This window comes from uncultured Ramlibacter sp., from assembly GCF_936925435.1.
GTDB lineage: Bacteria > Pseudomonadota > Gammaproteobacteria > Burkholderiales > Burkholderiaceae_C > Ramlibacter.
Genome location: NZ_CAKZHQ010000005.1, coordinates 200,154 through 218,819, shown reverse-complemented (window position 1 = coordinate 218,819; position 18,666 = coordinate 200,154). Strand labels below are relative to the sequence as shown.

Below are 18,666 nucleotides of genomic sequence, written 5' to 3'. Positions count from 1 at the left end.
ATGACAAACTTTTGTGAGGAGACACAACATGGCAACAGCAGCCGCAGCCCGGCCGATGACGCCCGAAGAGAAGAAGGTGATCTTTGCTTCGTCGTTGGGCACCGTGTTCGAGTGGTACGACTTCTACCTGTACGGATCGCTCGCCGCGATCATTGCCAAACAGTTCTTCTCGGGACTGGACGCAACATCGGCCTACATCTTCGCCCTGCTGGCCTTCGCCGCGGGCTTCCTGGTGCGACCGTTCGGTGCGATCTTCTTCGGCCGCCTGGGCGACATGATCGGGCGCAAGTACACCTTCCTGGTGACCATCCTGATCATGGGTGCATCCACCTTCATCGTGGGCCTGCTTCCCAGCTACGCCTCGATCGGCATCGCCGCACCGGTGATCCTGATCGCGCTGCGCATGCTGCAAGGCCTGGCGCTGGGCGGTGAGTACGGTGGCGCTGCCACCTACGTGGCCGAGCATGCCCCGCACGGCAAGCGCGGTGCCTACACCTCCTGGATCCAGACCACGGCCACGCTGGGCCTGTTCCTGTCGCTGCTGGTGATCCTGGGCGTGCGCGAAGGCCTGGGCGAAGCGGCCTTTGCCGACTGGGGCTGGCGCGTTCCCTTCCTGGTGTCCATCATCCTGCTGGCCATCTCGGTCTGGATCCGCCTGTCGCTCAATGAGTCGCCGGCCTTCCAGAAGATGAAGTCCGAAGGCAAGACCTCCAAGTCGCCGTTGTCCGAGTCCTTCGGCCAGTGGAAGAACCTGAAGATCGTGATCCTGGCGCTGCTGGGCCTGACCGCCGGCCAGGCCGTGGTCTGGTACACCGGCCAGTTCTACGCTCTGTTCTTCATGACGACCATCGCCAAGGTGGACGCGACCACGGCCAACCTGCTGATCGCCGGCTCGCTGCTGATCGGCACGCCGTTCTTCATCCTGTTCGGCACGCTGTCGGACAAGATCGGTCGCAAGCCCATCATCATGGCGGGCTGCCTGCTGGCCGTGCTGACCTACTTCATGGTCTTCCCGGCGCTGCTCAAGGCCGCCAACCCGGCCCTGGTCGCCGCCCAGCAAGCCACGAAGGTGACGGTCACCGCCGACCCCAAGACCTGCTCGTTCCAGGGCAGCCCGATCGCCCGCGACATCGATTTCCGCACCTCGTGCGACATCGCCAAGCGTGCGCTGACCCAGTCCTACGTCCCATACGAGAACGTGGCGGCCGCCCCCGGCACTCCGACCACGGTCAGCGTGGGCACCACGGTGCTGACCCCGCCGTCGGGCACGCTCAACGACAAGGGCAACGGCTTCTCGCCCGACAGCGCCAAGTCCATCGGCGAGTTCCGCAAGGGCCTGACCGATGCCTCCAAGGCCGCCGGCCTGACGGTGGCAGCCGACAAGGGCAAGATGAACACGGGCATGGTGCTGGCTCTGCTGGTCTACCTGGTGATCCTGGTGACGATGGTGTACGGCCCGATCGCAGCGATGCTGGTCGAGATGTTCCCCACCCGCATCCGCTACACCTCGATGAGCCTTCCGTACCACATCGGCAACGGCTGGTTCGGCGGCCTGCTGCCCACCACGGCCTTCGCCATGGTGGCGGCCACCGGCGACATCTTCTACGGCCTGTGGTACCCCGTCATCGTGGCCGCGGGCACCTTCATCATCGGCATGATCTTCATCAAGGAAACCAAGGACGTGGACATCTACGCCAAGGACTGAGCGGCCAGGACGTTCACTGAAAGGCCCGCAGCCCTGTGGCTGCGGGCCTTTTGTTGAAAAGCCCTGTCTGGAGACAAAACCCCATGTGGAAACTGGTTGTTGGATTCATCGCGTTCGCCGCGCTGTCGCTGTTCGTCATCTTCAAGGCCGGCGACAAGGTCGATATGAGCGGGGAGAAGCACGGCATTGATGCCGCCCACGCGCCGGCTTCTGCGGCCTCTGCGCCGGCTGCTGCCGCGCCTGCCGCCTCGGCGGCCTCGGCCGCGAAGTAAGCCGGTTCAGCGCCGGAAACGGCCCTCGATGCTGATGATGGACAGGTCGGCGAAGTCCAGGCCTGTGTGGTCGGCGGCGCTGTAGCTGACCTCCAGGCCGCCCAGGTCGAACTTGCCCATGCCCTCGAGCGCCGCCTGCAGGCGCTCGCGCGTGGGGCTTTTGCCTGCGCGGCGCAGGCCCTCGACCAGCACCTTGGCGCCGGCATAGCCTTCGAGCATGGCCGGTGAGATGTCGGACAGGCCCTTGGCGATGGCCAGGTCGCGCGCCTCGCGCACCACCGGGTAGGCGATCGAGCGCTCGTAGGGGAAGACCTGGGTGACGATGACGCCACGTGAGTTCTCGCCCAGGCTCTTGATGAAGCCCGAGGAGGCGTTGTTCGACAGGGTCACCACCTGGGCGGCCGAGCCGGCCTTGCGCAAGGCCTTGACGCCATCAGCCACGGCATTGCCCGAGGCGATCCACAGCACGGCCTGGGCCTCGGTCTTGACCAGTTGCGGCACGATGGCGCCGTAGTCGGGCTTGCTGCGGTCGGCCTTGATCACCAGCAGCGGCTCCACCTTGTTGCGCGCGAAGCCCTTTTTGGCGCCTTCCAGGCCGTCGGTGCCGAAGGAGTCGTCGGTGTGGACGACGGCGATGCGCGTGATGCCGACGGCGCTGAGGTGGTCCACCGCCTTTTCGGCTTCGCGCTGGTAGGTGGCGCGCACGTTGAAGACCCACTTGTTGACCGGCTGGTGCAGCACCATGGCGCCGGTGGATGGCGCGATCAGGGCCACGCCGTGGCGCTCCAGCAGCGGCAGGATGGCCTCGGTATGGGGCGTGCCGCGGTTGAGGAACAGGGCCACGACCTGGTTGTCCTCGATGAGCTTGCGGGCGTTCTCGGCGGCGCGCTTGGGTTCGAAGCCGTCGTCCAGCGACAGCAGCTCGATCTTCTGGCCGTTGACACCGCCCTTGGCGTTGACCGCGTCGATCCACAGCCTGGCGCCGTCGGCGGTTTCCTTGACGCCGGCCGCCGCCGTGCCGGTGAAGCCGGCGGTCTGGCCGACCAGAATCTGGGCCTGGGCCGGGCCCAGCAAGGCAAGCAGCGCCAGGGGCGCAATCCATTGGCGGAATGTGTTCACAGGCGTCTCCTCCGGGGAAGAATCAGTATAGGCAGCAGGCCGACAGATCAGCAAGCGAGCAAGCCCTGGGTATTGCGCATTACCCACATGACAGGTTCTGGCATGGCGGCGTCCCTAGAATGTCCCGCCTCACCTTGAAAGACCGGCCGTATGACCCAGGGACTGATCCGCATCCGCGGCGCCAGGCAGCACAACCTCAAGAACCTCGATCTCGACTTGCACACCGGTGAGCTGACGGTGGTCACCGGCCCCAGCGGATCGGGCAAGTCCAGCCTGGTGTTCGACACGCTCTACGCCGAGGGCCAGCGCCGCTACGTCGAGACCTTCTCGGCCTATGCGCGCCAGTTCCTGGACCGCATGGACAAGCCGGCGGTCGACCGGGTGGACGGTGTGCCGCCGGCCATCGCCATCGACCAGACCAACCCGGTGCGCTCCTCGCGTTCCACCGTGGGCACGATGACCGAACTGAACGACCACCTCAAGCTGCTGTTCGCCCGTGCCGGCCAGCTGTTCGACAAGGCCACGGCGCTGCCGGTGCGCCACGACACCCCCGAGACCATCTACGCCGCCTTGATGGCCCGCACCGAGGGCACGGACCCGCGCCTGGTCGTCACCTTTCCCGTGGAACTTCCGGGCGGCACCAGCGCCGAGGAACTGCAGCAATGGCTGGCTGCCAGCGGCTTCACCCGCGTGCATGCGCAGCGCGAGGTCGCCACGCCCGCCGGGCCGCACCAGCTGCTGGACGTGGTGGCCGACCGCTTCCGCATCCAGGCAACGGAGAAGGCGCGCGCGCTGGAGGCCATCGAGGTGGCGCTCAAGCGCGGCACCGGCCGCATGACGGTCTACGCGGCCGCTGGTGATCCGGCTGCTGCAGAACCCGTTTTTGATGCCTGGAAGTTTTCGACGGGCCTGCATTGCCCCGACAGCGACACCCGCTACGCCGATCCCATCCCCTCGATGTTCTCGTTCAATTCGGCCGTGGGCGCCTGCGAGACCTGCCGGGGCTTTGGTCGCGTCATCGGCGTGGACTGGGGCCTGGTCATCCCCAACGACAAGCTCACCCTGCGCGCCGGCGCCATCAAGACCATCCAGACGCCGGCCTGGTCGGAAGCCCAGGACGACCTGATGCGCCACACCGAGACGGCCGGCATCCCGCGCGACACGCCCTGGTACAAGCTCACCCCCGAGCAGAAGGCCTTCGTCATCGACGGCGTGCCCGGCTACAAGGACGGCCAGTGGAGCAAGCGCTGGTATGGCATCAAGCGCTTCTTCCAGTACCTGGAGAGCAAGGCCTACAAGATGCACATCCGCGTGCTGCTGTCCAAATACCGCAGCTACACGCCCTGCGAGGTCTGCGGCGGCGCCCGCCTCAAGCTGGAAAGCCTGCTCTGGCGCATCGGCAGCAAGGAGGACGCGGACGCGGTGCTGGAGCCGGGCAAGCGCTTCATGCCGGTGGGCGTGCAATGGAGCCGCGCCCAGCTCGAAGCCTTACCCGGCCTGAGCCTGCACGACCTGATGCTCATGCCCATCGACCGGCTGCGCAGGTTCTTCGACCGCCTGCGGCCCGATGAGGCCGTGCTCGGCCAGGTCAGCGATGCCCAGGCCCTCAAGCTGCTGTACGAGGAGATCACCACCCGCCTGAAGTATCTGGTGGACGTGGGCATCGGCTACCTCACGCTGGACCGGCAAAGCCGCACCCTGTCGGGCGGTGAGGTGCAGCGCATCAACCTGACCACGGCCCTGGGCACCTCGCTGGTCAACACCTTGTTCGTGCTGGACGAGCCCAGCATCGGCCTGCACCCGCGCGACATCCACCGCATCACCGAGGCGATGAAGCGGCTGCGCGACGCCGGCAACACCCTGGTGGTGGTGGAGCACGATCCGGCCGTGATGCTGGCGGCCGACCGCATGATCGACATGGGCCCGGGCCCGGGCGAGCGCGGTGGCCAGATCGTTTTCGACGGCACGACGCAGGAGTTGCGCAGCGCCGACACGCTGACCGGCCAGTACCTGGGAGGGCGCAAGCAGGTGGGCATGGGCTTCAAGCGCGCCGTGACGGATGCGACGCCGCGCCTGGTGCTCGAAGGCGCCAGCGAGCACAACCTGCAAAACGTGTCGGTGGAGTTCCCGCTGCAGCGCCTGGTCTGCGTGACCGGCGTCTCCGGCTCGGGCAAGTCCAGCCTGATCCAGGACATCCTGGCGCCGGCGCTGACGCGCCACTTCGGCAAGGCCACCGAGACGCCGGGCAAGCACGACCGCCTGCTGGGCGCGGACCACCTGAGCGACGTGGTCTTCGTTGACCAGTCACCCATTGGCAAGACGGCGCGCTCCAACCCCGTGAGCTACGTCGGCGCCTGGGACGCCGTGCGCGAGATCTTCGCCACCGCGCCGCTGGCGCGCCAGCGCGGCTACACCGGCTCGAAGTTCAGCTTCAACTCGGGCGACGGCCGCTGCCCGACCTGCGGCGGCTCGGGCTTCGAACACGTGGAGATGCAGTTCCTGTCCGACGTCTACCTGCGCTGCCCCGACTGCGACGGCAAGCGCTACCGGCCCGAGATTCTGGAAGTGACGATAGAGCGCCAGCCGGTGGGCGCGCTGCTGCCGCGGGTGATGAACGTGGCCGACGTGCTGGACCTGACGGTCAATGAAGCGGCATCGCTGTTCGCCGGCGACCGAGACGTGATCCGCGCCCTGCAGCCCATCGTCGACGTCGGCCTCGAATACGTGAAGCTGGGCCAGCCCGTGCCCACGCTGTCGGGCGGCGAGTCGCAGCGCCTGAAGCTCGCGGGCTTTCTGGCCGGTGCCGCGAAGAGCGCGACCTCCAGCCGGCAGTCGCTGGCCACGCGCGGCACGCTCTTCCTGTTCGACGAGCCCACCACCGGCCTGCACTTCGACGACATCGCCAAGCTGATGCGCGCCTTGCGCAAGCTCCTGGAGGCCGGCAACTCCATCGTGGTGATCGAGCACAACCTGGACGTGATCCGCGCGGCCGACTGGCTGATCGACCTGGGCCCCGAGGGCGGCGACGCCGGCGGCCTGGTGGTGGCCGAAGGCACGCCGGAAGACGTCAAGCTGCACGCCAGCTCGCACACCGCCAAGGCGCTGCGCGACTACGACAGCACGCTTGGCGCGCACAAGGTGGAGGAGGGCCGTCCCCTGCAGGCCGTGGTGCGCGAGCGCCGCGCGCCGCCGCAGGCCATCCAGATCATCAATGCCCGCGAGCACAACCTCAAGTCCATGACGGTGGACATCCCGCACAACAAGTTCAGCGTGGTCACCGGCGTCTCCGGCTCGGGCAAGTCGACCCTGGCTTTCGACATCCTGTTCAACGAAGGCCAGCGCCGCTACCTGGAGTCGCTCAACGCCTATGCGCGCAGCATCGTGCAGCCGGCCGGCCGGCCCGAGGTGGATGCGGTCTACGGCATCCCGCCGACGGTGGCCATCGAGCAGCGTCTGTCGCGCGGCGGCCGCAAGTCCACCGTGGGCACGACCACCGAGGTCTGGCACTTCCTGCGCCTGCTCTACGTCAAGCTGGGCGTGCAGCACTGCGTGCGCGAAGGCGCCGAGGTGCGGCCGCAGACGCCCGACAGCATCGCCGCCCAGTTGATGAAGCGCTACAAGGGCCAGCACATCGGCCTGCTGGCGCCGCTGGTGATCGCCCGCAAGGGTGTCTACACCGAGCTGGCCGACTGGGCCCGGCCGCGCGGCTACAGCCATCTGCGGGTGGACGGTAACTTCCTGCCGACCACCGGGTTTCCGCGCATCGACCGCTTCAAGGAGCACACCATCGAGCTGCCGGTGTGCGACCTGGTCATCACGCCGGCCAACGAGGAGCTGCTGCGCCGCAAGCTGGCCGAGGCCTTGCAGCACGGCAAGGGCGTGCTGCACGTGCTGGCGCCGCTGGACGGCCTGCGCGACGCCATGGCCGACGGCCTCACGACCCACGGCCACATCGGCAGCCTGGAGGTGTTTTCCACCCTGCGCGCCTGCCCGGTCTGCGCCACCAGCTACCCGGAGCTGGACCCGCGCCTGTTCTCCTACAACAGCAAGCACGGCTGGTGCCCTGACTGCGTGGGCACAGGCGTCAAGCTCACGGGCGAGCAGCGCAAGGTGTTCGACGACACGGTGCAGGACCAGGACAACAAAGGCCGCGAGCAGACCTTCGGCGAGCCCGAGGTCGAGGACGTGGCCGACGAGGCCTGCGCCACCTGCCACGGCAGCCGCCTGAACCTGCAGGCACGCAATGTGAAGTTCGACGGCACCGGCATCGCCGAGATCGCCGCGCTGTCGGTGGTCGACGTGCGCCGCTGGATCGAGAGCCTGCAGGTCAATGGCGTGCTGAGCGTGCGCGAACAAGGCATTGCCCGCGACCTCATCCCCGAGATCAAGAGCCGGCTCGAATTCCTGGAAGAGGTGGGCCTGGGTTACCTGACACTGGACCGCGGCGCGCCCACCCTGTCCGGCGGTGAGGCGCAGCGCATCCGGCTGGCGGCGCAGCTGGGCTCCAATCTGCAGGGCGTGTGTTACGTGCTGGACGAGCCGACCATCGGCCTGCATGCGCGCGACAACCAGATCCTGCTCAATGCCCTGCACAAGCTGGGCGACAAGGGCAACACCCTGGTGGTGGTGGAGCACGACGAGGACACCATCCGCCGCGCCGACCACATCATCGACATCGGCCCCTCGGCCGGCAAGCGCGGCGGCCGCCTGGTGGCCCAGGGCTCGGCCCAGGACATCAGCGACGTGGCCGAGTCTGTCACCGGCCGCTACCTGCTGCACGCGATGAAGCACCCGCTCAAAGCCCGCCGGGAGATCGACAAGAAAGCCGAGAAGCTGGAACTGCGCGGCGCCGACCTGCACAACCTGCGCAAGGTCGACGTCGACGTGCCGCTGCGCCGCCTGGTCGCCGTCACCGGCGTGTCGGGCTCGGGCAAGTCGACCCTGGCGCGCGACGTGCTGCTGCACAACGTGCAGGCCATCGTCATCCAGCGCATGACCAAGGCCGGCCGCGATGCCGACGCCAAGGGCAAGCGCCAGGCCTGGTCCGGCTGCAAGGACCTGGCCGGCTACGAGGTGATCGACCGCGTGCTGGAAGTGGACCAGACGCCCATCGGCAAGACGCCGCGCTCCTGCCCGGCCACCTACATCGGCTTCTGGGACACCATCCGCAAGCTGTTCGCCGACACGCTGGAGGCCAGGGCCCGCGGCTACGCTCCGGCCCGCTTCAGCTTCAACACCGGCGAGGGCCGCTGCCCGACCTGCGAGGGCCAGGGCATGCGCACCATCGGCATGAGCTTTCTGCCGGACGTCAAGGTGCCCTGCGAGTCCTGCCGGGGCGCGCGCTTCAGCCCCGAGACGCTGGCCGTCAGCTGGCGCGGCAAAAGCATCGGCGACGTGCTGCAGATGGAGGTGGACGAGGCGGTGGAGTTCTTCGCCGCCATGCCCAACATCAGCCATCCGCTGCAGTTGCTCAAGGACGTGGGCCTGGGCTACCTGACCTTGGGCCAGCCCTCGCCCACGCTGTCGGGCGGTGAAGCCCAACGGATCAAGCTGGTGACCGAGCTGTCCAAGGTGCGTGACGACGTCACGCGGCGCGGCCAGAAGGCGCCGCACACGCTCTATGTGCTGGACGAGCCCACGGTGGGCCTGCACATGGCCGACGTGGAAAAGCTGATCCGCGTGCTGCACCGATTGGTCGACGGTGGCCACAGCGTGGTGGTGATCGAGCATGACCTGGACGTGATCGCCGAGGCCGACTGGATCATCGACCTGGGCCCCGAAGGCGGCAACGCCGGCGGCCTGGTGGTGGCCGCCGCGACGCCGGAGCAGGTGGTCCAGCTGGGCACCCACACCGGTGTGGCCCTGGGGCCGGTGCTGGCGCGGGCCTGAGCCATGCGCAGCGCGGCGATCCGCTTGGCCATGGTGCAGGACGCGCCGGCCATCGCCGCCATGTCGCAGGCCTTCATCGAGCACGGCCTGGGCTGGAGCTGGCAGGCGCCGCGCGTGCTGGCCGCCATCCGCGACCGCGCCACGAATGTCGCTGTGGCGCAGGCCGACGGCCCCTTGCTGGGGTTCGGCATCATGCAGTACGCCGACGACTCGGCCCACCTGGCCCTGCTGGCGGTGCAGCCGCAGGCGCGCCACCAGGGGCTGGGCAAGCGCCTGGTGCTCTGGCTGGAAGATGTGGCGCGCACGGCCGGCATCGAGCGCCTGCGCGTCGAGGCCCGTGCCGACAACGCCAATGCCATCGCCTTCTACCGGGCCCAGGGTTTCCAGGAGTTCGCGCGCTCGGTCGGCTATTACAGTGGCCGGATCGATGCCGTGCGCCTGGAAAAGAGGCTTTTTGTGAAAGGAATTGGCCTGTAGCCCCCGGTCAATGGACCTGGGTAGCTATTGAATCCATAGCAAGCATGCGCACCATCTACAACGACAAGCACGCCCTGCACCAGGGCAAATTCGAGATGTTCCGCGGCCAGCTCGTGCCCTGCTTCGAGGTGCCGGACCGCGCCGACTTCGTGTTGCGCGAGCTGCAGCAGCGCAAGCTCGGCGCCATCGACGGACCGCAGGACTTCGCCGACAGCGCGATCGCCCGCGTCCATGCGCAGCGCTACATCGACTTTCTTGCCCATGCCTGGGACGAATGGGTGGCGCTGGACCCCGCCAACGCGCAGCGCGATGCCATCCCGTCCTACTGGCCCATTCGCAGTTTCCGCAGCGACGTGTTGCCGGCCAGCTTCCCGGCGCGCATGGGCCTGTTCTCCTATGACGCCGGCAGTCCGCTGACCTCGGGCACCTGGGTGGCGGCACGCGCCGGCGCCTGCTGTGCCCTGACGGCGGTGCAGCACGTGCTGGCCGGCGAGCGCGCGGCCTTCGCGCTGACGCGCCCGCCCGGCCACCATGCCGGCGCCGACTTCTTCGGCGGCTACTGCTTTCTCAACAACGCGGCCATCGCGGCCCAGGCCTTGCGCGATGCGGGGCTGGCGAAGGTGGCGGTGCTGGACGTCGACTACCACCACGGCAACGGCACGCAGGCCATCTTCTACGAGCGCGCCGACGTCTTCTTCGCCAGCGTGCACGGCGACCCGCACACCGAGTACCCCTACTACCTGGGCTATGCCGACGAGCGCGGCGCCGGCGCCGGCCAGGGCTGCAACCTCAACCTGCCGCTGGCCAGGGGCACGGGCTTCGCCCCCTGGCGCGCGGCCCTGGGCCAGGCGCTGCAGGCCATTGCGGCCTTCGGCGCCGACGCGCTGGTGGTGTCGCTGGGGGTGGACACCTTCGAGGGTGATCCCATCTCGGGTTTCGGCCTGCGCAGCGCCGACTACCTGCGCGTGGGCGAGGACATCGCGGCCGCCGGCCTGCCCACGGTCTTTGTCTTCGAGGGCGGTTATGCGGTGGCCGAGGTCGGTGTCAACGCGGTCAACGTGCTGGAGGGCTTCGGCCAGCGCTGCGGCTGAGCCAGCAGCTTTCGTTGTTTTCCTACGCGGCTTGCAGGGCGCTTCCGACAAATCCCCTGCGATGCAGGACGCAGGCTTGCACCTCCATCTGCAAACCTGAGGTCGCCCGCCATGAAGAAACTCCCGCGCTTTGTCCCCGCCTGTAGCCTGCTGCTGGTCACCGCCTTGCTGGCCGCCTGCGGTGGCGGGTCCGACGACCCCGCCCCGACCACCGTCAACGCGTCGGTGACTGTGGGAGCAGCGACGCCGCTCGCGCTGAACGGCATTTATGCGACCAGCAACCTCAGCCTGTCCTCGGTCGAGAAGAAGAATCCCATCGGCAACGATCCCGAAGTCTGCAGCTTCCGCTTCTCCGGCCTGCAGCAGGTCGGTAGCGACCGTCTGATGGACGGTGACATCCGCTACATCCCCGGCACCGGCAGTGGCCTGTATGTGGCCTTCGTCTCCATTTCGGGCGCCGAGTACAGCTCGCGGACCACCGACAACGTGCTGATCGACAAGAGCAGCAACGAATTGCGCTTCGCGGGCAAGCGGCTCACGGCCGGCAATGGCGACGCCCTCACTTTGACAGGCAGCATCCCGATGCGGCCCGAATCGCGGCCTGAAGGCTGCTGAAAGTTCGCGTACCTGCATCGCCAGCGCGCGGCGCAGTGCGATGCAGATGTTTTACTCATATGGAAAGAAAAACTTAGACGTTCCCACGCGGGCCATGCTTGTCTAGCATCCGCGGCTTGAAACAGTTTTCCCCACCCCATCTTCCGCTGCACGTCGATCCTTCGCGTGTGAGGCGCATCGCCGATGACGCTGAGGCTCTCGAGGTCGCCAGGGCACTGGCAGCGAGCTTTGCGCAGAACGCGGCGGCGCGCGACCGCGAGCGCATCCTGCCCTGGGATGAGCTGCAGCAGTGGTCACACAGCGGTCTTGGCGCCATTACGGTGCCCAGGGACCACGGCGGCGCCGATGTGTCCTTCGAGACGCTGGCCGAGGTCTTCGTCATCCTCACCGCCGCCGACGCCTCGCTGGGCCAGATCCCGCAGAACCACTACGGCCTGCTCGGCGTCTTGCGCGAGGCCGGCACGCCGGCGCAACAGAGCCGCTTCTACGCCGAGGTCCTGGCCGGCGCCCGGCTGGGCAACGCCGGGCCGGAGCGCAAGTCGGTCGATGCAACCACCATCCTGCAAGGGGCGACACGCCTGCACAGGACGCCGCAGGGATTGCGCCTGAGCGGCCGGCGTTTTTACTCCACTGGCGCGCTGTACGCGAACCGCATCCCCACCCGGGCGACCGACGACGAGGGGCGTGCCGTCCAGGTCTGGGTCCAGCGCGGCGCGCTGGGCGTCCATGTCGTCGATGACTGGAGCTCCTTCGGCCAGCGCACCACGGCCAGCGGCTCGGTGGTGTTCGACTACGTCCCTGTGGAAAGCGATGACGTCGTGGCCCTCTGGCAGCTTGCCGACAAGCCGGGCCTGTACGGCCCCAACTCGCAGCTGCTCCAGGCCGCCATCGACCAGGGCATCGCCCAGGCAGCCGTCGCCGACACCATCGAATTCGTGCGTAGCCGCGCCCGCGCCTGGATGGACTCGGGCCTGGAGCACGCGCACGACGACCCTTACATCATTGCGGACATCGGCCGGCTGCAGGTCGACCTGCACGCCGCGCATGAGGTGCTGCTGGAAGCGGCACGGACGCTGCAGGCCTTCAAGGCCCAGGAATCCCTGAGCGCCGGGGACAGCGCGCAGGCCTCGGTCGCCGTGGCGCACGCCAAGGTGCTGACCACCCGCATTGCACTGGAAGCCTCGGAAAAACTCTTTGAACTGGCCGGCTCGGCCTCGACGCGCGCCGCCCACAACCTGGACCGGCACTGGCGCAATGCGCGGGTCCACACCCTGCACGACCCGGTGCGCTGGAAGACCCACCTGCTGGGCAACTACCTGCTCAATGGCGCGCTGCCGGCACGCCACTCCTGGAACTGAAGACGGCCCATGACCCGCAATCCCGACAAGTTGACGTTCACGCCCGTGCCGGCGTTGGGCCAGTTCCATCCCGCGGCTGCACCGGCGCGGCCGCCCCAACGGCTGGCTGACGATGCGGCTGCCCTCGCGGCCGCCGGGCAGCTGGCGCAGGAATTCGCGACTGACGCCGCCCGGCGCGACCGCGAGCGCGTCCTGCCCTGGCAGGAGCTCGATGCCTTTGTGGACAGCGGCCTGTGGGCCATCACGGTGCCGCGCGCCTACGGCGGCGCCGGCGTGGGCAGTGCGACGCTCGCCGAAGTCGTCGCCACGATTTCGGCGGCCGATGGCTCGCTGGGGCAAATCCCCCAAAACCACTTCTACGCGCTGGAGGTCTTGCGCGTGGGCGGCAGTGACGCGCAGCAGCGTTTCTTCTACGAGCGGGTGCTGGCAGGCGAGCGATTCGGCAATGCGCTGGCCGAGATCGGCCAGAAAGACTTCAAGCGGCGCACCCGCCTTCTGCGCGACGGCGACGGCTGGCGCGTCCACGGCCGCAAGTTCTATTGCACCGGCGCCCTGTTCGCGCACTGGATTCCCACCCTGGTGGTCGCCGACGAGGGCGGCCGCGACGTCAACTACCTGGCTTTCGTGCCACGCGCCACGCAAGGCGTGACGGTGACGGACGATTGGGACGGCTTCGGTCAACGCGTCACCGGCAGCGGCTCGGTGGAGTTCGACGGAGTCCGGATCGAGGCGCAGTGGGTCATTCCCTTCCAGGCTTCGTTCGAACGGCCCACCACCATCGGTCCTTTCGCCCAGATCCTGCATGCCGCCATCGACCTGGGGCTGGCCCGTGGCGCCTTCGCCGCGACCCTGCCTTTTGTGCGCGAGAACGCGCGGCCCTGGCCCGATGCCAGGGTGGACAGCGCCGCGCAGGACCCGCTGCTGCTGGCGCAACTGGGTGAGGTCGCCGTGCGCATCCGCGCCGCCGAGGCGCTGGTGCGGCGCGCCGCCCGCTTCGTGGATGCGGCGCAGGCCGCGCCGGACGCGCAAAGCGTGGCCCAGGCTTCCATCGCGGTAGCCGAAGCACGGGTGGCGACGACAACGGCGTCGCTGGATGCCGGCACGCGCCTGTTCGAGCTGGCCGGCACCGCCGCCACCCTGGACCAGCGCGGCCTGGACCGCTTCTGGCGCAATGCCCGCACCCACACCTTGCACGACCCCGTCCGCTGGAAGTACCACGCCATCGGCAACTACCACCTGAACGACCGCCTGCCGCCCCGGCACGGCGCGCTCTGACGCCGGCCTTCCATGACAAGCAAGAAACAGATCCTGCTCAACGCCTTCAACATGAACTGCGTGGGCCACATCAACCACGGCCTGTGGGCCCATCCGCGTGATCGCTCGGCCAACTACAACACCTTGCCCTATTGGACGGACCTGGCGCGCACGCTGGAGCGGGGCCTGTTCGACGGCCTGTTCATCGCCGACATCGTGGGCGTCTACGACGTCTACCAGGGCAACGTCGACACGACGCTGCGCGAGTCCATCCAGTTGCCGGTGAACGACCCCATCGTCCTGGTGTCCGCGATGGCGGCCGTCACCCAGAAGCTGGGCTTCGGCGTGACGGTGAACCTCAGCTACGAGCAGCCCTACCTGCTGGCACGGCGCTTCTCCACACTGGACCACCTGACCGGCGGGCGCATCGGCTGGAACATCGTCACCGGCTATCTGGACAGCGCGGCGCGCGCCATGGGCCTGAGCGAGCAGCTGCCGCACGACGAGCGCTACGACCGCGCCGACGAATACCTGGAAGTGCTCTACAAGTTGTGGGAGGGCAGCTGGGAGGACGGCGCCGTCCGGCGCGACAAGGCGGCGCGCGTGTTCACCGACCCGTCCAAGGTGCACAAGGTAGTGCACCACGGCCGCTACTTCAACGTCGAGGGTCACCACCTGGCTGAGCCCTCGCCGCAGCGCACGCCTGTGCTGTTCCAGGCCGGCAGCTCGGGCCGGGGCCAGCGCTTTGCCGCGCGCCATGCCGAATGCGTCTTCATCTCCCCGCCCAACAAGGAGGCAGCGCGCAAGATGGTGGCGACGCTGCGCCAGGAGCTGGTCCGCGCCGGCCGCCGGCCCGATGACATCAAGGTCTTCATGGGCGCGGCCGTGGTGCCCGGAAGGACCGCCGCCGAGGCCCGCGACAAGTATCTGGACTACCGCGAGTACGCCAGCCGCGAGGCCGGGCTGGCCCACTTCGCCGCCAGCACCGGCATCGACTTCGGCCAGTACGACCTGGACGCGCCGGTGGACTACTCGCCAACCAACGCCATCGAATCGGCCACCCGCACCGCGCAGCAGCAGGGCTGGACGCGGCGCAAGCTGTTGGAGCTGTTTGAGCTGGGCGGCCGCTACCCGGCCATCGTCGGGGATGCGCAGCATGTGGCGGACGAGCTCCAGTCCTGGATGGACGAGACAGATATCGACGGCTTCAACCTCAGCCGCACCGTCGTGCCGGAAAGCTACGAGGACTTCATCGACATCGTCATCCCCGAATTGCAGGGGCGCGGTGTCTACAAGACCGCTTACGCCGAGGGCACGCTGCGCCAGCGGCTGCTCGGCGCCGGCGACCGCTTGCCGGCCAGCCACGCGGCAGCCCAGTTCCGCCATTCCCAATCCCAAGCCATGCGCATCCTGGAGCAGGCATGAAGTTGCGTCACATCCTTTTGGCCACCATGGTGGCCACCGTCAGCGCTTTCGCTTCCGCACAGGCACTGCCCTTGCGCATCGGCGTGACGCCGGGCGCCATCGCCGACTCGATCGAGACCGCGGCGCAGGAAGCCCGCAAACAGGGCTTGGAGGTCAAGGTGGTCGAGTTCACCGAGTGGACCGGCCCCAACACCGCCCTGCAGGCCGGCGACCTGGATGCCAACTACTTCCAGCACCTGCCCTTCCTGGAGAACGCGGTCAAGGACAGAGGCTACAAGTTCGCGGTCGTCGCGCCCGGTCTGCTGCCCAACCAGGGCCTGTTTTCGCTCAAGGTCAAGCGCTTCGACGAGCTCAAGGAAGGCGCCCGTGTCGCGGTCGCCAGCGACCCGGCCAACCAGGGCCGCGGCCTGTTGCTGCTTGAGCGCGCCGGCCTGGTCAAGCTGCGCGAGGGCGCGGGCGCCAAGGCCACGGTTGCCGACATCGTCGCCAACCCGAAGAAGCTCAAGCTGGTGGAAATCGAAGGGCCGCAGCTGGTGCGCTCGCTCGAAGACGTGGATCTGGCGCAGGGCGTGACCTCGCATTACGTTGCAGCGGGAAAGGCCGACATCGCCGCCAGGAACGGCCTGCTCTACACGGGCAGCGAGGATGTGCGCTGGGCCATCCACTTCGTCTCGCGCCAGGACAACGCACGGGATCCGCGCCTGCAGCAGTTCATCCGCATCTACCAGGAGTCGCCTGCCGTGCGCCAGCGCATCCATGCCGCCTACGCCGGCAACGACAAGTTCTATTCGCTGCCCTGGCTGCCCAAGCCCTGAGGCGTCTTCCATCTTCATTCAAGCAGATACCACCATGAAACTTTCACGCCTTCTCATCGCGGTTCTTTCCGCCGCCACCGTGTTCACGGCCCATGCCGCCGACAAGCTCAAGATCGGCGTCCTGCCGGGCGTCTATGCCGACGCCATCGGCGCCGTCGTCAAGGAAGCCAAGGCCCAGGGCATCGAGGTCAGCATCACCGAGCTCACCGACTGGACCACGCCCAATGTGGCGGTGGACGCGGGCGACCTGGACATCAATTTCTTCCAGCACCAGCCCTTCCTGGACAACGCGGTCGCCAAGAACAACTTCAAGCTTGCCAGCGCCGGCGTGAGCTTCCTGTCCAACATCGGCCTGTACTCGCTCAAGCACAAGACCCTGGCCGGCATTCCCGCCAACGGCAAGGTCGGCATCGCCAACGACCCGGTCAACCAGGGCCGCGGCCTGCTGCTGCTGCAAAAGGCCGGCTTCATCAAGCTCAAGCCCAACGTGGGCTTTCTGGGCAGCATCAACGACATCGTCGAGAACCCGAAGAAGCTGACTTTCGTCGAGGTTGAAGGCCCGCAGCTGGTGCGCATCACCGGCGACGTGGACATCGCCCAGGGCTATCCGCACTTCATCGTGGCCTCCAAGGCCTTCGATCCGTCCAGCGGCCTGGTCTACTCCGGCATCGAGGACGCGCGCTTCGCCATCCAGTTCGTGGTGAAGAACACCCGCACCAAAGACCCTGTGATCCAGAAGTTCATCAAGATTTTCCAGGAGTCCGACGCGGTCAAGGCCGCCATCGACAAGGCCTTCGCCGGCGACAAGCGCCTGTACAGCCTGGTCTGGACGCAAAAATGAGCGCCTCGGCCGCCCTGCGCAACGCACCGTGGGACAGGGTCCCGGCGGCCCTGCCGGAAAAGACTGCAGCCGACGCGCTTGCCGGTGAGCCGCAGCGCGGGACGGGGTCGGTCGTGTTCGACCAGGTGGGCAAGGTCTATCACTCGGCCGCAGGGCCGGTCGAAGCCTTGCAGGACATCAGCGTCGCCGTGCCGCCGGGCAGCATCTTCGGCATCATCGGCCGCAGCGGGGCGGGCAAGTCCAGCCTGTTGCGCACCGTCAACCGGCTGGAGTCGGTGAGCTCGGGCCGCGTGCTGGTCGACGGTGTGGACGTGGCCAGCCTCGGCGAGGAAGAACTGGTCACACTGCGCCGGCGCGTCGGCATGATCTTCCAGCACTTCAACCTGCTGTCGGCCAAGACGGTGTACGAGAACGTGGCACTGCCGCTGCGGGTGTCGGGTGCGCGGCCGGCGCAAATCCACCAGCGCGTCACCGAGCTGCTGGAGCTGGTTGGCCTGCAGGACAAGCAGGACGTGCGGCCGGCCCGCCTGTCCGGCGGCCAGAAGCAGCGGGTGGGCATCGCCCGGGCGCTGGCCACGGCGCCGGAGATCCTGCTGTGCGACGAGGCCACCTCGGCGCTGGACCCGGAGACCACGCACTCCATCCTGCAGTTGCTGCGCGACATCAACCGGCGCCTGGGCCTGACCATCATCCTGATCACGCACGAGATGAGCGTCATCCGCGAGATCGCCGACCAGGTGCTGGTGCTGGAGCAGGGCCGCACGGCCGAACTCGGTGAGGTCTGGAAGGTTTTTGGCGCGCCTGTCCATGCGGCCACGCGCGCGCTGCTGGCGCCGCTGCAGCACGGCCTGCCGGACGACCTGCAGGCATGGCTGCGGCCGGAGCCGCCGGCCGAGGGCGGCTACCACCGCATCCTTCGCCTGTCCTACAGCGGGGAAGACCAGCTGGAACCCGACTTTGCCCATATCGCCGCCGCGTTGCGCAGCCCGGTGCGGCTGCTGCACGGCGGCGTGGACCGCATCCGCGGCCACGCCCTGGGCCGCTTGCTGCTTGCCGTTCCCGGCACGGTGGCCTTGCCCGATCTTCAACCCCTGGTGCAAGGCCCACAGGCCATCGCCCATTCCATCGAGGTGATCGGCCATGTCGCTGACGCTGAGCATCCCCTTTGAGCGCTACACCCAGGCCCTGGCCGACACGCTGATGATGGTGGGCGTGTCCGCCAGCATCGCCTTCATCGCCGGCATCCCGCTGGCGGTGCTGCTGATCGTCACCGCGCCGGGCGGCTTCCTGGTGTCGCCGCGCATCCACCGCGCGGTGGGCAGCGTGGTCAACGGCTTCCGGGCCACGCCCTTCATCGTGCTGCTGGTGGCGCTGATCCCCTTCACGCGGCTGGTGGCGGGAACGACCATCGGTGTCTGGGCCGCCATCGTGCCCCTGGCCATCAGTGCCACGCCGTTCTTCGCGCGCATCGCGGAGGTGAGCCTGCGCGAAGTCGATCCTGGCCTGATCGAGGCGGCCCAGGCCATGGGCTGCCGCAAGTGGCAGATCGTGCGCCATGTCTTGCTGCCCGAAGCTTTGCCCGGCATCGTGGGCGGCTTCACCATCACCCTGGTGGCGCTGATCAGCTCGTCCGCCATGGCCGGCGCGGTGGGCGCGGGCGGCCTGGGCGACCTGGCCATCCGCTATGGTTACCAGCGCTTCGACACCCAGGTCATGGTCCTGGTCATCGCCGCGCTGATCGTCCTGGTCTCGCTGGTGCAATTGGGCGGCGACCGCTGGGCGCGCTGGCTGCGGGACCGCTGAGG

14 protein-coding genes are annotated in these 18,666 nt (G+C 68.0%); 13 read left to right on the top strand and 1 reads right to left on the bottom strand.

Translation table 11 applies throughout. The annotated features are described in order from the left end of the window. Window positions 1–28 precede the first annotated feature (28 nt). Window positions 29–1,705 carry an MFS transporter gene (locus Q0632_RS06415; RefSeq protein ID WP_298925950.1) on the top strand — a complete coding sequence of 559 codons (1,677 nt, stop codon included), beginning with the start codon at window positions 29–31 and terminating at the stop codon, window positions 1,703–1,705. Between the two features lie 83 nt (window positions 1,706–1,788). After that, window positions 1,789–1,977 (top strand): hypothetical protein, encoded by a 189-nt coding sequence (locus Q0632_RS06410; RefSeq protein ID WP_298925947.1) that lies wholly within the window; start codon window positions 1,789–1,791, stop codon window positions 1,975–1,977. 6 nt (window positions 1,978–1,983) lie between these two features. Here the strand turns inward: Q0632_RS06410 and Q0632_RS06405 are convergent, their stop codons facing one another. Further along, window positions 1,984–3,096 carry an ABC transporter substrate-binding protein gene (locus Q0632_RS06405; RefSeq protein ID WP_298925944.1) on the bottom strand — a complete coding sequence of 371 codons (1,113 nt, stop codon included), beginning with the start codon at window positions 3,094–3,096 and terminating at the stop codon, window positions 1,984–1,986. A gap of 150 nt (window positions 3,097–3,246) precedes the next feature. On the opposite strand from Q0632_RS06405, the gene uvrA reads away from it, so the two are divergent. The 11 genes from uvrA (at window position 3,247) to Q0632_RS06350 (ending at window position 18,664) form a co-directional block, all read left to right on the top strand. Continuing rightward, window positions 3,247–8,985 carry an excinuclease ABC subunit UvrA gene (gene uvrA, locus Q0632_RS06400; RefSeq protein ID WP_298925941.1) on the top strand — a complete coding sequence of 1,913 codons (5,739 nt, stop codon included), beginning with the start codon at window positions 3,247–3,249 and terminating at the stop codon, window positions 8,983–8,985. A 3-nt stretch (window positions 8,986–8,988) separates the two neighbouring features. Beyond that, window positions 8,989–9,462 carry a GNAT family N-acetyltransferase gene (locus tag Q0632_RS06395; RefSeq protein ID WP_298925939.1) on the top strand — a complete coding sequence of 158 codons (474 nt, stop codon included), beginning with the start codon at window positions 8,989–8,991 and terminating at the stop codon, window positions 9,460–9,462. Between the two features lie 44 nt (window positions 9,463–9,506). Further along, on the top strand, window positions 9,507–10,553 hold the full coding sequence (locus Q0632_RS06390) for a histone deacetylase family protein (RefSeq protein ID WP_298925936.1): 1,047 nt from the start codon (window positions 9,507–9,509) through the stop codon (window positions 10,551–10,553). 111 nt (window positions 10,554–10,664) lie between these two features. Then, the gene (locus Q0632_RS06385; protein WP_298925933.1) at window positions 10,665–11,168 is read left to right on the top strand and encodes a hypothetical protein; all 504 of its coding nucleotides are present in this window, start codon (window positions 10,665–10,667) and stop codon (window positions 11,166–11,168) included. Window positions 11,169–11,284: 116 nt separating this feature from the next. Continuing rightward, complete coding sequence (locus Q0632_RS06380; RefSeq protein ID WP_298925930.1) at window positions 11,285–12,526, top strand: SfnB family sulfur acquisition oxidoreductase; 1,242 nt, start codon at window positions 11,285–11,287, stop codon at window positions 12,524–12,526. A gap of 9 nt (window positions 12,527–12,535) precedes the next feature. Beyond that, window positions 12,536–13,801 (top strand): SfnB family sulfur acquisition oxidoreductase, encoded by a 1,266-nt coding sequence (locus Q0632_RS06375; protein ID WP_298925928.1) that lies wholly within the window; start codon window positions 12,536–12,538, stop codon window positions 13,799–13,801. A gap of 12 nt (window positions 13,802–13,813) precedes the next feature. Beyond that, a complete protein-coding gene (locus Q0632_RS06370) occupies window positions 13,814–15,205 on the top strand; it encodes an LLM class flavin-dependent oxidoreductase (protein WP_298925925.1) in 1,392 nt (463 codons plus the stop codon). After that, complete coding sequence (locus Q0632_RS06365) at window positions 15,202–16,020, top strand: MetQ/NlpA family ABC transporter substrate-binding protein (protein WP_298925922.1); 819 nt, start codon at window positions 15,202–15,204, stop codon at window positions 16,018–16,020. Before Q0632_RS06370 ends, Q0632_RS06365 begins: the two co-directional genes overlap by 4 nt. Window positions 16,021–16,054: 34 nt before the next feature. After that, window positions 16,055–16,861, top strand: coding sequence for a MetQ/NlpA family ABC transporter substrate-binding protein (locus tag Q0632_RS06360; protein ID WP_298925919.1), 807 nt, complete (start codon window positions 16,055–16,057; stop codon window positions 16,859–16,861). Next, window positions 16,858–18,030 (top strand): methionine ABC transporter ATP-binding protein, encoded by a 1,173-nt coding sequence (locus Q0632_RS06355; protein WP_298925916.1) that lies wholly within the window; start codon window positions 16,858–16,860, stop codon window positions 18,028–18,030. The genes Q0632_RS06360 and Q0632_RS06355 overlap by 4 nt, the downstream gene beginning before the upstream one ends. Beyond that, window positions 18,002–18,664 (top strand): methionine ABC transporter permease, encoded by a 663-nt coding sequence (locus Q0632_RS06350; RefSeq protein WP_298925914.1) that lies wholly within the window; start codon window positions 18,002–18,004, stop codon window positions 18,662–18,664. Before Q0632_RS06355 ends, Q0632_RS06350 begins: the two co-directional genes overlap by 29 nt. Window positions 18,665–18,666 lie beyond the last annotated feature (2 nt).

What these genes read in the sequence shown, in the direction of transcription:
- Q0632_RS06415 (WP_298925950.1), top strand. Translation starts at nt 29, where the DNA reads ATGGCAACAGCAGCCGCAGCCCGGCCGATGACGCCCGAAGAGAAGAAG.
- Q0632_RS06410 (WP_298925947.1), top strand. Translation starts at nt 1,789, where the DNA reads ATGTGGAAACTGGTTGTTGGATTCATCGCGTTCGCCGCGCTGTCGCTG.
- uvrA (WP_298925941.1), top strand. Translation starts at nt 3,247, where the DNA reads ATGACCCAGGGACTGATCCGCATCCGCGGCGCCAGGCAGCACAACCTC.
- Q0632_RS06395 (WP_298925939.1), top strand. Translation starts at nt 8,989, where the DNA reads ATGCGCAGCGCGGCGATCCGCTTGGCCATGGTGCAGGACGCGCCGGCC.
- Q0632_RS06390 (WP_298925936.1), top strand. Translation starts at nt 9,507, where the DNA reads ATGCGCACCATCTACAACGACAAGCACGCCCTGCACCAGGGCAAATTC.
- Q0632_RS06385 (WP_298925933.1), top strand. Translation starts at nt 10,665, where the DNA reads ATGAAGAAACTCCCGCGCTTTGTCCCCGCCTGTAGCCTGCTGCTGGTC.
- Q0632_RS06375 (WP_298925928.1), top strand. Translation starts at nt 12,536, where the DNA reads ATGACCCGCAATCCCGACAAGTTGACGTTCACGCCCGTGCCGGCGTTG.
- Q0632_RS06370 (WP_298925925.1), top strand. Translation starts at nt 13,814, where the DNA reads ATGACAAGCAAGAAACAGATCCTGCTCAACGCCTTCAACATGAACTGC.
- Q0632_RS06365 (WP_298925922.1), top strand. Translation starts at nt 15,202, where the DNA reads ATGAAGTTGCGTCACATCCTTTTGGCCACCATGGTGGCCACCGTCAGC.
- Q0632_RS06360 (WP_298925919.1), top strand. Translation starts at nt 16,055, where the DNA reads ATGAAACTTTCACGCCTTCTCATCGCGGTTCTTTCCGCCGCCACCGTG.
- Q0632_RS06355 (WP_298925916.1), top strand. Translation starts at nt 16,858, where the DNA reads ATGAGCGCCTCGGCCGCCCTGCGCAACGCACCGTGGGACAGGGTCCCG.
- Q0632_RS06350 (WP_298925914.1), top strand. Translation starts at nt 18,002, where the DNA reads ATGTCGCTGACGCTGAGCATCCCCTTTGAGCGCTACACCCAGGCCCTG.